Genomic DNA, 13,754 nt, shown 5'->3' with positions numbered 1-13,754 from the left:
TTTGGGAAAAATTCAAATAATGGATGAGTGGCTATCGAATAAAATTGCAGCCGGTGAAGTAGTTGAACGCCCTTCATCTGTCGTGAAAGAGCTAGTTGAAAATGCAATCGATGCGGGCAGTACGTCAATCGAAATTTTCCTGGAAGAAGCGGGCCTTCATTCGATACAAGTCATTGATAACGGAAGCGGGATGGACGAGGAAGATGCTCTTAAATCCTTTTCCCGCCATGCTACATCAAAAATAGAAAAAGAACAGGATCTGTTCCGTATTCGGACACTCGGTTTCCGCGGGGAAGCATTGGCATCGATTGCTTCGGTTTCCAAGTTAACATTACGCACTTCGGACGGGAATGGAGGTGTGCACCTGTATATGGAAGGCGGTCATTTAAAGGAACACCAGCCGACCGCACTGCGCAGGGGAACAGATATTACTGTTGCACAGCTATTCTTTAATACACCGGCACGCCTGAAATATTTAAAAACGATTCAGACTGAGCTTGGACATACAATCGATTTTGTTAACCGGATTGCGCTCGGCTATCCGACGATTGCGGTTAAACTTGTGCATAATGGGCAAACATTATTGCAAACGAACGGCCGCGGCCAGGTGCAGCAAGTATTGGCGGCAATATACGGTGCACACAATGCGAAGAAAATGCTGCCGTTTGAAGGGGAAAATCAAGATTATAAAATACATGGTTTTGCAAGTTTACCTGAAGTTACGCGTGCTTCGAAAAATTATATGTCACTTTTCGTCAATGGGCGCTGGGTCAAACATTTCGTGATTCAGAAGGCAATCATAGATGCATATCATACGTATTTACCGATTGAACGTTTCCCAATCGTACTTTTGTATGTTGAGGGAGATCCGCAATTAACAGATGTCAATGTCCATCCGGCGAAGCATCAGGTACGCTTAAGTAAAGAGCCGGAACTGCTGAAGCTTATTGAAGATACGATCCGTTCAGCGATTCGGGAGGTTATCCGTATTCCGCTCGCTGAAAAAAAGGAAAAACCAATTCGAACGCCAACTGAACAGATGAATATTTGGAATCCGGCACCTGCAATGCAGCCGACATTTAATGAGGATAAGTTATCGACAATTGTTGAGCGATTATCAAGTGAAGCATCCATTGTAAAAGAGCCGTATGCGCCGGTCCCGACACAACAACAGGTCGTGCCTGCAGCTCCACCCGAGCCGGAAAGCAGCGAACAGCATTCTACGGAAGACTTCCATGAAGTTCCGACTATTGAAGAGGAAATGTACCTGGAAGAGTCACCAATAAAAGAAGTCGAATCGAAAAGGCATTTTCCACAAGTTGAAATTGTCGGACAGATTCACGGAACGTATATTGTAGCCCAAATGGAAGACGGATTTTATTTAATCGATCAGCATGCAGCACAGGAACGTATTAAGTATGAATATTTCCGAGATAAAGTCGGAGAAGTGAATGCAAACGAACGCCAGACTCTCCTCATGCCCTTAACATTCCATTATGCGGCTGATGAGGCATTACGTCTAAAAGAATCCAAGGAGGCACTTGAAGAAGTAGGGGTTTTCTTGGAGGAATTCGGTCTTTCTTCATTTGTTGTAAGGGAATACCCGACTTGGTTCCCGAAAGGCGAAGAACAGGAAATTATAGAGGAACTGATAGAGCAAGTGCTAAGCGCACGGAAAACCGATATAAAAAAATTGCGTGAAGATGCGGCCATTATGATGAGCTGCAAAAAGTCGATTAAAGCGAATCATTATTTAAATAAAGAACAGATGGAAAGACTGATTAATGACTTACGAAATGCTGACAATCCGTTTACATGTCCCCATGGGCGGCCTGTATTGATTCATTTTACGTCGTATGAAGTGGAAAAAATGTTTAAACGGGTAATGTAATTCATACAGTGAAAATTCAATAAGTGGGAATCTCTTCACTCCCACTGATTAGAGGGAACATAAGCTAAAACCGTCGCGTTTTGTGACAACGCTTGTGTGACCAACATTGTATCGGCCCGAACCAATCGGGCTTTTACGGGTAGTCTTGCCTCTGAGATTACGCTTTCGAGGCAGATAAATTACTACTAGTTAATGCGGGATAAACGAGGGGATGGTTTTATGGAGCAACGGTCATTTTTCGTCACAATGTCAGACGGGCATGATATCTTTGTCCGCACATATACACCGAGTAAAAAGCGTATTGGGCATATTCATATTTTGCACGGGATGTCGGAACATAGTGGACGATATGAAAATTTCGCGGAGAAGCTATGTGATGAAGGGTATTTTGTAACAGCACATGATCATCGCGGTCATGGTTTTACAGCGCAAAAAAACGGCATATTTGGTTATTTCGGACCTGAAAAGGGTTTTGAGCTTGTTGTAGATGATGTTGTAGAAGTGCTTTCCTTTTTGAAGAAAGAAACGGCAGAACGGGCTATTATATTCGGTCACAGTATGGGCTCTTTTATAGCACGACGTTTTATCCAACAGCATAGTGATAAAATAGAACGGCTGATTTTATCGGGTACGGGATCACCGACATTGCTTCATAAGGCAGGGCATATTATAGCGAAGCAGCTGGTAAACCTGCAGGGAGCAAAAATTCAAAGTGATCTTATGAATGATCTTAGTTTTAGCAGTTTCAATCGTAAAATTAAAGATCCGAAAACAAATTTTGACTGGCTTACAACCGATGAAGAGGAAGTACAAAAATATATTGATGATTCATTGTGTGGTGTGATCCCGACGAATCAATTTTTCGTTGATTTAACGGGAGGCATGTTGAAGCTCGAAAATGACCGTGCGAATGCGCGAATACGTCCTGATTTAAAAATACTTGTAGTAAACGGCACATATGATCCGATTGCCGGGCCTGAAGCAGAAGGGGCGTTTCATGTTGGTAAACTGTTTGCACGTTCGGGTGTAGAACATGTAAAGGTGCATATATTTGAAGGAATGCGGCATGAAATTTTAAACGAAAAAAAGAAAGAACAAGTAAAAGAAATAATTGTACGGTGGTTAAAAGATGAATAAAAAAATCGATGTCGTGGCCATTATCGGTCCTACAGCATCCGGAAAAACAGCGCTGAGTATCCGCTTGGCAAAAGAGATTGACGGTGAAATTATTAACGGAGATTCCATGCAGATCTACCGCCATATGGATATCGGTACGGCCAAAATTACCGAAGCCGAAATGAAAGGGGTTCCGCATCACCTGCTTGATATTAAAGAACCGACAGAAGGTTTTTCGGTTGCAGAATATCAACAGCTTGTCCGCGGTAAAATTGAAGAGATTCAAGCTCGGGGGAAAATGCCGATTATTGTTGGGGGAACGGGGTTATATGTACAATCTGTCCTATATGATTTTCAATTTGCCAAACAAGAGGTCGATGAAACAGCTCGCGAAAATTATTATAGAGAACTTGAAGTGTTAGGGCCTGAAGCGATGCATGCGAAACTTGTTCAAATGGACCCGGCAGCGGCGGCGTCCATTCATCCGAACAATACAAGACGTGTTATTCGGGCAATGGAAATGGCAGAACTTGCAGGAGTCTCTCGAGCAGAAGAACAATTCAATCGAGGGGACATACCGTTATATAACCATGTAATAATCGGGTTGGATATGGATCGCGAAAAACTTTATGAAAGAATTAACTTACGTGTCGATTTAATGATGGAAGCGGGTCTTGTCGAAGAAGTCCGCGCGCTATATGAAGCGGGAATCCGTGATGTCCAGGCGATTAAAGCGATCGGCTATAAAGAGCTGTATGCCCATTTTGATGGACTTGTTTCACTTGAAGAAGCAGTGGAACAGATTAAACAAAATTCCCGTCGCTATGCGAAACGTCAACTTACCTATTTCCGAAATAAAATGGAAATTGCGTGGATCGGAAATGATTGGAATAAAATAAAAAGTTTATTTGAAATTCATTAAATTTAAAGGGAAATTTTGTCCGCATAACGAATAGGTAACTATTGCATGTATTTTAAGGTAAGGGAGATTGAACGACGATGAAATCGATAAATTTGCAAGATACTTTTTTAAACAATTTACGTAAAAATAATGTTTTTGTAACGGTATTTCTGTTAAATGGCTTTCAATTAAAAGGACTTATAAAATCATATGATAACTTTACCGTACTATTGGAATCGGAAGGAAAACAGCAGCTTATTTACAAGCATGCAATTTCTACTTTTGTACCTTCCAAAAATGTAGCGTTAACGGAAGAAGAGTAACAACCTAGCCAAACTTGTAGCGAATTTTGATCTGATTGATTATAATGACTAAGATGCTATAAGTATTGGAGGATTTTTGATGAAAACGATGACAACAGATGAACTGATCAACTTACTCGATGCAAATGAAGATTTAAATGTAATCGATGTTCGTGAAGATTTTGAAGTGGAACACGGAATGATTCCAGGTGCTGTACATATTCCACTTGGCTCAATCCCGGAACGTACTAATGAACTAGACAATTCAAAATCCTACATCGTCGTATGTAAAGGCGGAGTACGCAGTGCAAATGCTTGCGAATATCTGGCAGAGCAAGGTTTTGATGTAACGAATTTAGATGGCGGAATGATGGCCTATGATGGAGAATTAGAATTTAAATAATTTCCAAAAGAAGGGAGTGCCGATTGATTCGGCACTCCCTTTAGTTATCCTACTTTGTATAATAAATTTTCTTTGATGGCAGGCTCCAGCCTTTAGTGTATGAACATATCCGCAGGACAGTAATGGAAACAAATAAAAAGTATAAAAATAAATCCCCCTTAAAAATTTCAAGGCCGATTAAGAAACCTGCACTGGCCGCCCAAACGGCATAAATTTCGTGACGCAGTATAATGGGTCTTCTACCGGCAAGCAAGTCCCGAACCACCCCCCCGCCTGCACCTGTTAAAACGGCAGCTACAATTACTGCTACAATCGGTAACTCCAGGTGGACAGCATGCATTGCCCCTTGAATGGCAAAGGCGGATAATCCGATTGCGTCGGTAACGTATCCCCATCGACTCCACTGTTTAAATAAATGATGCGGAATTAAAAAGAAAACCGTAATCGCAAGAAGCGCGAATTGAAACATAAGCTCCTGGTTCCATAATGTCGAGACCGGCAGGCCGATTAATATATTACGGATAGCCCCGCCGCCAAAAGCTGTAACGATACCTAATATGTACACCCCAAATAAATCATACTCTTCTTCCATTGCCACAATTGCCCCGGAAATGGCAAAGGCAACCGTTCCGATCAAACTAAATACATCCCACGCCATAAACATCTCTCCCTTAATGTCCTTTCGACCATGACAATAGCAGTTTTTCAAACATTCGTCAAAACTATTTTTTTTCATGTATAATGGATACAGTTTGAACAGAATGGAGCAGGAATTATGGCATTTCAATCAATATTATCAGCTGAAACATTAACGCTTGCAGCACAAGTGGAAGAAAAAGTCCGCACTTATCATCAGGAAGTCGATGAACGTGCATTTTATAATCAACAAAAGGTACTGGCAGCTTTTCGAAATAATCAGGTAAGTGACTTTCATCTTCATCCTTCAACAGGGTATGGATATGATGATGAGGGCCGAGATAATTTAGAGCGTGTATATGCGCAAACTTTCGGGGCAGAGGCGGCCATCGTACGTCCTCAGATCATTTCGGGTACACATGCGATCACATTAAGTTTATTCGGTGTATTACGACCGGGTGATGAATTGGTTTATATTACAGGCAAACCGTACGATACACTACAATCAATCGTTGATGGTGGCGAAAAGGATACAGGTTCCTTGAAAGACTATAAGATTGGCTATTCTCATGTAGATTTAATCGACAATAAGAAAATTGATTGGGAAGGTGTAAAAAAGGCAGTAAACGAAAATACGAAAATGATTGCGATACAGCGTTCCAAAGGCTATGCAACACGACCATCATTTACGATTGAACAAATTTCCGAAATGGTTGTGAAAATACGGACAATCGCACCGAATGCCATTATTTTTGTAGATAACTGCTACGGTGAATTTGTGGAATTACTTGAACCGACAGAAGTTGGAGTTGACTTAATGGCCGGTTCATTAATTAAAAATCCTGGTGGGGGCTTTGCAAAAATCGGTGGATATATTGCAGGTCGCGCAGATTTAGTTGAAAAATGTGCATACCGTATGACATCACCGGGAATTGGAGCTGAGGCAGGCGCTTCATTAAATACGTTAGCAGACTTTTACCAAGGTTTCTTCATGGCACCGCATATTGTTGCACAAAGTTTAAAAGGTGCAATTTTTACATCCGCAATGCTTGAGGAAATCGGTATGACAACATCTCCCCATTATACTGATGTTCGTACGGATCTCATTCAATCCGTTTCATTCCAAACAGCGGAACAGATGATAGCTTTCTGTCGTGAGATTCAGGCTGCTTCACCTATTAATGCCCATTTTGCGCCGGAGCCTGCCTATATGCCTGGATACGAAGATGATGTCATTATGGCGGCAGGTACATTTGTTCAAGGATCAAGTATTGAATTAACGGCAGACGGTCCAATCCGCCCTCCTTATACAGCCTTCATCCAGGGTGGTTTAACATATGAACATGTAAAATATGCTATTTGTTCTGCTGTCCAAAAGCTAAAGTGATATTTAGGAATCGTCCATTTAATGGGCGATTTTTTATGTGCGTAAAATTCGCTATATTCTGTTTACTTTTCGCTCATTTAAAAAAGTAATGTCAGTTTTTCTAACATACATTTGACAATGTAAATTACAAGTCGTAATATAGCGATAAGGGAGGTGAATTAAATTGAGTAGTGAAATTCGACGTTCAATGCCACTATTATCGATAAGTATCGTCATGCAATTGACGGATCTGACAGCAAGACAAATCCGTTATTATGAAGAGCATGATTTAATTCAGCCGCACCGTACAGAAGGAAATCGACGCATGTTTTCTTTAAATGATGTCGACACTTTATTGGAAATCAAAGATATGCTTGAACAGGGCATCAATATGGCAGGGATCAAAAAAGTATTTGCTTTGAAAAATGATCCGGCAGCACAGCAAGCGAGCAAAGAAATTTCCGATTCGGACTTACGCAAAATTTTACGTGAAGAAATGCGCCAGGCACAACGCATGCAAAAAACATCTATTCGACAAGGGGATTTATCGCGCTTTTACCAATAGCGTGTAAATTATAAAAGATCGAGTAAAATCGGTACTGAACAAATTTAGGAGTGTGGAATTTAGTGGGCAAATATACAAAAGACGATATTAAACGTCTAGTAGAAGAAGAACAAGTAAAATTCATTCGTTTACAGTTTACAGATATTTTAGGGACAATTAAAAACGTAGAAATTCCTGTAAGCCAACTAGATAAAGCATTGGACAATAAAATGATGTTTGATGGTTCATCAATTGAAGGTTTCGTACGTATTGAAGAATCGGATATGTACTTATATCCGGATTATGATTCATTCATGATTTTCCCATGGACAGCTGAAAAAGGGAAGGTAGCACGTTTCATCTGTGATATTTACAATCCGAACGGTACACCATTTGCAGGTGATCCACGTAACAACCTGAAACGAGTATTGAAGGAAATGAAAGAACTAGGATTTACAGATTTCAACTTAGGACCAGAACCGGAGTTTTTCCTATTTAAACTGGATGCAAAAGGCGAGCCAAGCTTGGAAGTAAATGACCACGGCGGCTATTTCGACTTGGCACCGACAGATTTAGGTGAAAACTGCCGTCGAGATATCGTATTGGAATTGGAAGAAATGGGCTTTGAAATTGAAGCTTCTCACCATGAAGTTGCACCGGGTCAACATGAGATTGACTTTAAATATGCGGATGCTATTACTGCATGCGACAACATCCAAACATTTAAATTAGTTGTTAAGACAATTGCACGTAAGCACGGTTTACATGCGACGTTCATGCCAAAACCTTTATTCGGTGAAGCTGGATCGGGAATGCACTTTAACGTTTCTTTATTTAAAGGAAAAGAAAATGCATTTTATGATGAGTCTACTGAATTAGGGCTTTCTGAAACAGCGATGCAATTCATGGCAGGTGTGCTTGACCATGTTCAAGGTTTTACTGCAATTACAAATCCGACAGTAAACTCTTATAAACGTTTAGTACCAGGTTATGAAGCTCCATGTTACGTAGCATGGTCTGCGCAAAACCGTTCACCGTTAATCCGTATTCCTTCTTCTCGTGGCGTATCAACACGTGTAGAAGTTCGTTCAGTGGACCCATCAGCAAATCCATATTTAGCGATGGCGGTAATTTTAGAGGCGGGTCTTGAAGGGATCCGCAAAAAAACAACGCCACCACCAGCAATTAACCGAAACATTTATGTAATGAGCGAAGAAGAGCGTAAAGCTAACGGCATCGATAATCTGCCTGCAGCTTTAGATGATGCATTAGCATTACTAGCAAAAGATGAAGTGGTTCAAAGAGCATTAGGCAACCATATCTATGCGAACTTTAAAGAAGCAAAAGAAATTGAGTTCGATATGTACCGTTCAACTGTTCACCAGTGGGAACGCGACCAATATATGAAAATGTACTAAGAAGAAAGGGCTGGGGCTAAAATTCCAGCTCTTTTTTTTGCATTTTTTTTGTATAGTCGTATTCAATTTTAACCAAAATAACTGTTGTAATTTATTCGTATAATATAAAAGAAACCGGCAATATAAATTGCCGGTTCAATAATGCATTATTTATTGCCGTTTTGGAAACGGTTTTTACCGTAAGAGCCAGAAGCTTGCTGTTTTTTAGCTTCAGCTTGCTGGTTTTGCTGTTTTACCTGGTTAACATCTGTTTCCATCCCAAACTCAGCGTTCATTGAAGTGAGTTTTTTCTGTAAACCACTGTTTGTAAACACACCAGAAGCTTGTTGCTTTTTAGCTTCAGCTTGCTGGTTTTGCTGTTTCACCTGGTTAACGTTTGTTTCCATACCAAACTCAGCATTCATTGAATTCAGTTTCTTCTGCAAACCGCTATTTGCAAACGCACCAGAAGCTTGTTGCTTTTTAGCTTCAGCTTTTTGGTTTTGCTGCATTACTTGGTTAACATCCGTTTCCATTCCGAATTCGGCGTTATTCTTGTTATTGATGTTTTTATTTTTTGACATCAAAATCACCTCCTGACATTATTCTGTTCAGAGGTTGCTTTATTATTCGGTTAAATCAATTGCCAATTTTTTAAAAATTTTAAATGTGCGATCACCAATGCTTCAGTACCTTGGAATGATAAGTATATAAATCGTATAATAAGAAGGATTAAAATTTACCGATTGAACATAAGGAGGCTATTATGAAACTTGATACAATGATGCAAGAATTAGAGGCATTGGGTAAAGAGCGTACAAAAAAGATTTATATGTCCAATGGAGCAAAGGAGCCGTTATTCGGTGTAACGACTGGCTCGATGAAACCGTATGTAAAACAAATAAAAATAAATCAGGAGCTGGCTGAACAGCTTTATGCGACAGGCAACTATGATGCAATGTATTTTGCCGGGGTTATTGCGGATCCGAAAGCAATGACTGAAGAAGATTACGATCGCTGGATTGAACAAGCCTATTTTTATATGATTTCCGATTATGTTGTTGCAGTGACTTTGGCTGAATCCGATATTGCGCAAGAAGTAAGCGATAAATGGATTGCAAGTGGTGAGGAACTAAAAATGTCGGCAGGTTGGCATTGTTACTGCTGGCAGCTCGGCAATCGTAAAGATGAAGAATTTTCAAAAGAAAAATTATTGGGTATGCTTGAGTATGTAAAACAAAATATCCGTCAAGCACCACCACGTACACAAGTAGCAATGAATAACTTTGTCATGACAGTAGGTGTTTCATTTAAACCTCTACATGAAGAGGCTGTCCAATTCGCTAAGGAAATCGGGCCAATTGAAACGAAACGTGAAGGGAAAAAGCCGGGTTTGCTGCACGCTTTTGCTGAAATAGAAAAACAGGTGGAAAAAGGACGAATCGGCTTTAAACGTAAATATGTACGCTGTTAATTGTAAAGAGTTATACCTTGTTTTTTCGCCATACAATTGTATAAACTAAAATTAGGAATTTTCAAGGAGGCTATTACATGAAAAAAAGCATTGCCATCGATATGGACCAGGTGCTGGCTGACTTTTATTCGAAATTATGTGTTACATATAACGAGAATTTCGGGACAAATTTTACCGATGAAGAATTTCTTCTGACGACACAGCGCGATTTACCTAGAGAAGATGCGAAAAAATTATTTGCTCTATTAAATGAGCCCGGCTATTTCAGAGATTTAAAAGTACTGGATGAAGATGCAATTGATGTCATTCGAGAGCTGCAGGAGCATTATGAGATTTATATTGCGACAGCTGCCATGGATGTACCCGGGTCATTTACAGCGAAGTACGATTGGTTAATGGAGTATTTACCATTTATTAAAACACAGAACATAGTGTTTTGTGGAAATAAAGCGGTAATACATACTGATTATTTAATTGACGATAGCCCACGCCAACTCAAGTCATTTAAAGGAACAGGTATATTGTATTCGATGCCGTACAATCGATCAGAAGAAGGTTTCATGCGTGTGAACAACTGGAAAGAAATTAAACAGTATTTTATAAAACAACTGGAAATTGTTTAAAAGGGAAAGGGTTGCAATCAGGCAATCCTTTTATATTTTTGTAGTAACTTAGCTTAACGAAATAGTATAATTTAAATAATTGGAATTATCTTTAAATTGTAAGGGGATAGAATGAATGAAACCGATTATTGGATTAACAATGTATGATTTTGACAAGAAATTGGATATAAACAACGCATATTTGACGTCGATAGAACTAGCGGGGGGTATACCAATTTGTATACCGAATGCTACGGAAGAAAACGTAGAAGCAGTATTAAATTTAGTTGATGGCCTCGTATTAATTGGTGGAGCGGATATCGATCCATTATTGTTTAATGAGGAACCGCACCGTCATATCGGTAGTGTTGTTAGAAAGCGTGATGACAGCGATCTTTTATTAATGAAGGCAGCCTTTAAAAGACAAATGCCTGTTCTAGGTATTTGCCGTGGACAACAAATTATGAATGTTGCATTCGGAGGTACGATAATTCAGGATATACCATCACAGGTAGAGAATACAATCTTACATAAACAACCTTCAAAGCGTGGAGAATTGGCACATACCGTTGAAGTGAAGACACCGAAATTTAAGGAGATTTTTACAGAAGAAACATTCCGTGTTAACACTTTTCACCATCAATCTGTAGGAAAGTTAGGGGAAGGACTTCTTGTTTCGGCAGTTGCGAAAGACGGCATTATTGAAGGAATTGAACACAATTCCCATCCGTATTGTGTGGCGGTACAATGGCACCCGGAAGAATTGGCGCCAAACGGGGATGTTTATGCACAGCGCTTATTTAAAAGTTTTATAGAAGCATGCCATAAGTAATAAAAGGCTCAGTCGTTTACGGCTGAGTTTTTTTATTCCATTAAAAAACTTGCCGATTCTATTAGAATGGCAAGCTTCTGATTAATGAATATTTCGATAGAGGCCGACTACTTTACCTAAAATAGAAACCTGATTGACAATGATCGGCTCCATTGAACTGTTCTCAGGCTGTAAGCGGAAATGAGTTTTTTCTTTGTAAAAGCGTTTGACTGTCGCTTCATCATCTTCCGTCATTGCTACAACAATCTCTCCATTGTTCGCGGTAGACGTTTTTTTGACGATTACATAATCCCCATTTAAAATTCCGGCTTCAATCATGGATTCACCCATAATTTCAAGCATAAATAGTTCTTCTTCCGGTGAGCCGTAAGCATCCGGCAACGGGAAATATTCCTGAATATCCTCGATTGCGGAAATAGGCAGACCAGCTGTAACTTTACCGATTAACGGAACATGGATGACACCTTGTTTGGTGATGTTCATCTCTTCCTGGTCCAATATTTCAATGGCACGCGGTTTAGTAGGGTCACGACGGATAAGCCCTTTACTTTCTAAACGAGCTAAATGCCCGTGGACAGTTGAACTGGAAGCTAAACCTACCGCTTCTCCAATTTCGCGTACTGATGGCGGATAGCCTTTAGAACGAACTTCCTCTTTTATAAAAGTTAGAATAGCCTGCTGCCGCTTTGAAATTTTTTGTGTCAACTAACTCACCTCTTTATCATGCTATTTTTCTTAAAGTAAGTATAGCAGTATGCGAACACGAATGCAAACATAAGTTCGAAAAAACGGTTGACAAAAACATATGTTCGTATTATTATGAGAACAAATATTCCGAACATATATTCGAAAGAGGGTTTTACAAATGAAAAAAACTAAACTAAATGGCTTTACATCAATGTTTCTACTATTCTCTGTACTTATGATTGCTTTATTCATGATGCAGGACGATAAAATAGAATTATACGAACACGTTAGCATAGAGCATGGCGATACTTTATGGTCGTTGGCAGAACAATACCGTGGTAAAATGGCTAAGCATGATTGGATCGATGAAGTGAAAAAGGAAAACGGATTGCTGGATGAAAAAGTTGTTTTAGGACAAGTACTGGTTGTACCTGTAGAAAAAGATTCACAATACATTGCCCAGCTGAATGAATCCACTGATATGCAATCGATTAAAGTAGTGAGAGGGAACAATGATAAAAACTAAAGCAGTAATTTATTGCCGTGTCAGTACGGATAAAAATACACAGGAAACGTCACTAGTACGTCAGCAAGAAGAGCTGACAAAGTATGCGAAAACATTCGGCTATAATGATGTGGAGATTTTCATGGATCAGCATAGCGGATATGATGTGGACCGAGATGGACTGCTCGATATGCTTGACTATATGAAAGAGTACGGCATCGAAGCGTTGTTTGTACAGGACGAAACACGGTTAGGGCGCGGTAATGCACGTATGGCAGTACTTCACCTATTGCAAAAATATGAAGCGACAGTGTATACATTGAATGATGCAGGTCCTGTCGTATTAAACGAAATGGATACAATGCTGCTCGAAATTTTAGCGATTGTCGAAGAATACCAGCGTCGTATGCATAATGCGAAAATCCGCCGGGGAATGCGTCGTGCTGTAGAAAATGGCTACCAGCCCCAAAACAATTTAAAAAACCGCGGTAATATTGAAGGGCGTGAACGTAAAGAAGTCCCTGTTGAAGAAATCGTCCAGCTACGCCAGAAAGGCTTAACATTTGCAGAAATTGCTACGACATTGTCTGGTTTGGGCATTTCCATCAGTAAAGCGACCGTACATAGAAGATATATTGAATATATGGAGCGACTTGAAGAGTAAACACTTGTCTTCAAGTCGTTTTTTTTATACCTTTGTAGTAGGTAGGAAGAAAGGTGAGATTCAAATGTTATCAAAAGAGAAAATAGCTCGAATTAATGAGCTTTCTAAATTAGCGAAAGAAGGTAAATTGACGGAAGAGCAAGCGAAGGAACGCACTGCGCTGCGCAAAGAGTATTTAGATACATTCCGTTCCACAATGCGCGATACAATCGAGCATGTGAAAGTAATTGATGAAGAGGGCAATGATGTGACACCTGAAAAATTAAAACAAATAAAATCACAGAAGAAATTCTTAAACTAATAACATTTCATTAATATGTCACATTTAATATTAAGTATGACATATTTTAGATGACGTTTTTAGAAATTATTGTTTTCTTGTGAGAATTTGTCTACACTATAAAAGGTATAAATATCGTACGAGGAAAGGATGT

17 protein-coding genes are annotated in these 13,754 nt (G+C 39.6%); 14 read left to right on the top strand and 3 right to left on the bottom strand.

The window, feature by feature from the left end; genetic code table 11:
* Position 1: 1 nt before the first annotated feature.
* From mutL to MKY07_RS12480, 5 genes are all read left to right on the top strand, one after another.
* Positions 2 to 1,891 (top strand): DNA mismatch repair endonuclease MutL, encoded by a 1,890-nt coding sequence (gene mutL / locus MKY07_RS12500; RefSeq protein WP_065215637.1) that lies wholly within the window; start codon positions 2 to 4, stop codon positions 1,889 to 1,891.
* A 219-nt stretch (positions 1,892 to 2,110) separates the two neighbouring features.
* Positions 2,111 to 3,028 carry an alpha/beta fold hydrolase gene (locus MKY07_RS12495; RefSeq protein ID WP_339262454.1) on the top strand — a complete coding sequence of 306 codons (918 nt, stop codon included), beginning with the start codon at positions 2,111 to 2,113 and terminating at the stop codon, positions 3,026 to 3,028.
* A complete protein-coding gene (miaA, locus tag MKY07_RS12490; RefSeq protein WP_065215638.1) occupies positions 3,021 to 3,929 on the top strand; it encodes a tRNA (adenosine(37)-N6)-dimethylallyltransferase MiaA in 909 nt (302 codons plus the stop codon). The genes MKY07_RS12495 and miaA overlap by 8 nt, the downstream gene beginning before the upstream one ends.
* 77 nt (positions 3,930 to 4,006) lie before the next feature.
* Positions 4,007 to 4,231: an RNA chaperone Hfq gene (gene hfq / locus MKY07_RS12485; protein WP_008407593.1), complete on the top strand. Its 225-nt coding sequence runs from the start codon at positions 4,007 to 4,009 to the stop codon at positions 4,229 to 4,231.
* 79 nt (positions 4,232 to 4,310) lie between these two features.
* Complete coding sequence (locus MKY07_RS12480; RefSeq protein WP_014823385.1) at positions 4,311 to 4,613, top strand: rhodanese-like domain-containing protein; 303 nt, start codon at positions 4,311 to 4,313, stop codon at positions 4,611 to 4,613.
* A gap of 49 nt (positions 4,614 to 4,662) precedes the next feature.
* Here MKY07_RS12480 and MKY07_RS12475 read toward each other — a convergent pair whose 3' ends face one another.
* Positions 4,663 to 5,271 (bottom strand): trimeric intracellular cation channel family protein, encoded by a 609-nt coding sequence (locus MKY07_RS12475; RefSeq protein ID WP_008407591.1) that lies wholly within the window; start codon positions 5,269 to 5,271, stop codon positions 4,663 to 4,665.
* 117 nt (positions 5,272 to 5,388) lie between these two features.
* Between MKY07_RS12475 and MKY07_RS12470 the strand changes: the two genes are divergently transcribed.
* From MKY07_RS12470 to glnA, 3 genes are all read left to right on the top strand, one after another.
* A complete protein-coding gene (locus MKY07_RS12470) occupies positions 5,389 to 6,636 on the top strand; it encodes a methionine gamma-lyase family protein (RefSeq protein WP_065215639.1) in 1,248 nt (415 codons plus the stop codon).
* Positions 6,637 to 6,799: 163 nt separating this feature from the next.
* Positions 6,800 to 7,180 (top strand): MerR family transcriptional regulator, encoded by a 381-nt coding sequence (locus tag MKY07_RS12465; RefSeq protein WP_008407589.1) that lies wholly within the window; start codon positions 6,800 to 6,802, stop codon positions 7,178 to 7,180.
* A gap of 62 nt (positions 7,181 to 7,242) precedes the next feature.
* Positions 7,243 to 8,577 (top strand): type I glutamate--ammonia ligase, encoded by a 1,335-nt coding sequence (gene glnA, locus MKY07_RS12460; protein WP_008407588.1) that lies wholly within the window; start codon positions 7,243 to 7,245, stop codon positions 8,575 to 8,577.
* 146 nt (positions 8,578 to 8,723) lie between these two features.
* Here glnA and MKY07_RS12455 read toward each other — a convergent pair whose 3' ends face one another.
* Positions 8,724 to 9,140, bottom strand: a complete 417-nt coding sequence (locus MKY07_RS12455) for a gamma-type small acid-soluble spore protein (protein WP_339262449.1) — start codon at positions 9,138 to 9,140, stop codon at positions 8,724 to 8,726.
* Positions 9,141 to 9,322: 182 nt separating this feature from the next.
* Here MKY07_RS12455 and MKY07_RS12450 point away from each other — a divergent pair, with 182 nt between their 5' ends.
* The 3 genes from MKY07_RS12450 (at position 9,323) to MKY07_RS12440 (ending at position 11,464) form a co-directional block, all read left to right on the top strand.
* On the top strand, positions 9,323 to 10,030 hold the full coding sequence (locus MKY07_RS12450) for a DNA alkylation repair protein (RefSeq protein ID WP_014823388.1): 708 nt from the start codon (positions 9,323 to 9,325) through the stop codon (positions 10,028 to 10,030).
* 77 nt (positions 10,031 to 10,107) lie between these two features.
* Positions 10,108 to 10,653 carry a 5'-3'-deoxyribonucleotidase gene (locus MKY07_RS12445; RefSeq protein WP_008407584.1) on the top strand — a complete coding sequence of 182 codons (546 nt, stop codon included), beginning with the start codon at positions 10,108 to 10,110 and terminating at the stop codon, positions 10,651 to 10,653.
* Positions 10,654 to 10,768: 115 nt separating this feature from the next.
* Positions 10,769 to 11,464, top strand: a complete 696-nt coding sequence (locus MKY07_RS12440; RefSeq protein WP_339262447.1) for a gamma-glutamyl-gamma-aminobutyrate hydrolase family protein — start codon at positions 10,769 to 10,771, stop codon at positions 11,462 to 11,464.
* Between the two features lie 81 nt (positions 11,465 to 11,545).
* Here the strand turns inward: MKY07_RS12440 and lexA are convergent, their stop codons facing one another.
* The gene (lexA, locus tag MKY07_RS12435; RefSeq protein WP_008407580.1) at positions 11,546 to 12,169 is read right to left on the bottom strand and encodes a transcriptional repressor LexA; all 624 of its coding nucleotides are present in this window, start codon (positions 12,167 to 12,169) and stop codon (positions 11,546 to 11,548) included.
* Positions 12,170 to 12,329: 160 nt separating this feature from the next.
* Here lexA and MKY07_RS12430 point away from each other — a divergent pair, with 160 nt between their 5' ends.
* From MKY07_RS12430 to MKY07_RS12420, 3 genes are all read left to right on the top strand, one after another.
* On the top strand, positions 12,330 to 12,677 hold the full coding sequence (locus MKY07_RS12430) for a LysM peptidoglycan-binding domain-containing protein (RefSeq protein ID WP_008407579.1): 348 nt from the start codon (positions 12,330 to 12,332) through the stop codon (positions 12,675 to 12,677).
* Positions 12,664 to 13,320, top strand: coding sequence for a recombinase family protein (locus MKY07_RS12425; RefSeq protein WP_014823390.1), 657 nt, complete (start codon positions 12,664 to 12,666; stop codon positions 13,318 to 13,320). Before MKY07_RS12430 ends, MKY07_RS12425 begins: the two co-directional genes overlap by 14 nt.
* 64 nt (positions 13,321 to 13,384) lie before the next feature.
* Entirely contained in the window at positions 13,385 to 13,621 is a 237-nt protein-coding gene (locus MKY07_RS12420) for a DUF896 domain-containing protein (protein WP_008407575.1), read from the top strand.
* Positions 13,622 to 13,754 lie beyond the last annotated feature (133 nt).

Source organism: Solibacillus sp. FSL W7-1472 (assembly GCF_037969775.1).
Lineage (GTDB): Bacteria > Bacillota > Bacilli > Bacillales_A > Planococcaceae > Solibacillus > Solibacillus silvestris.
Note: the sequence above shows the minus strand (reverse complement) of the source record. Positions and strands in the feature narration are given on the sequence as shown.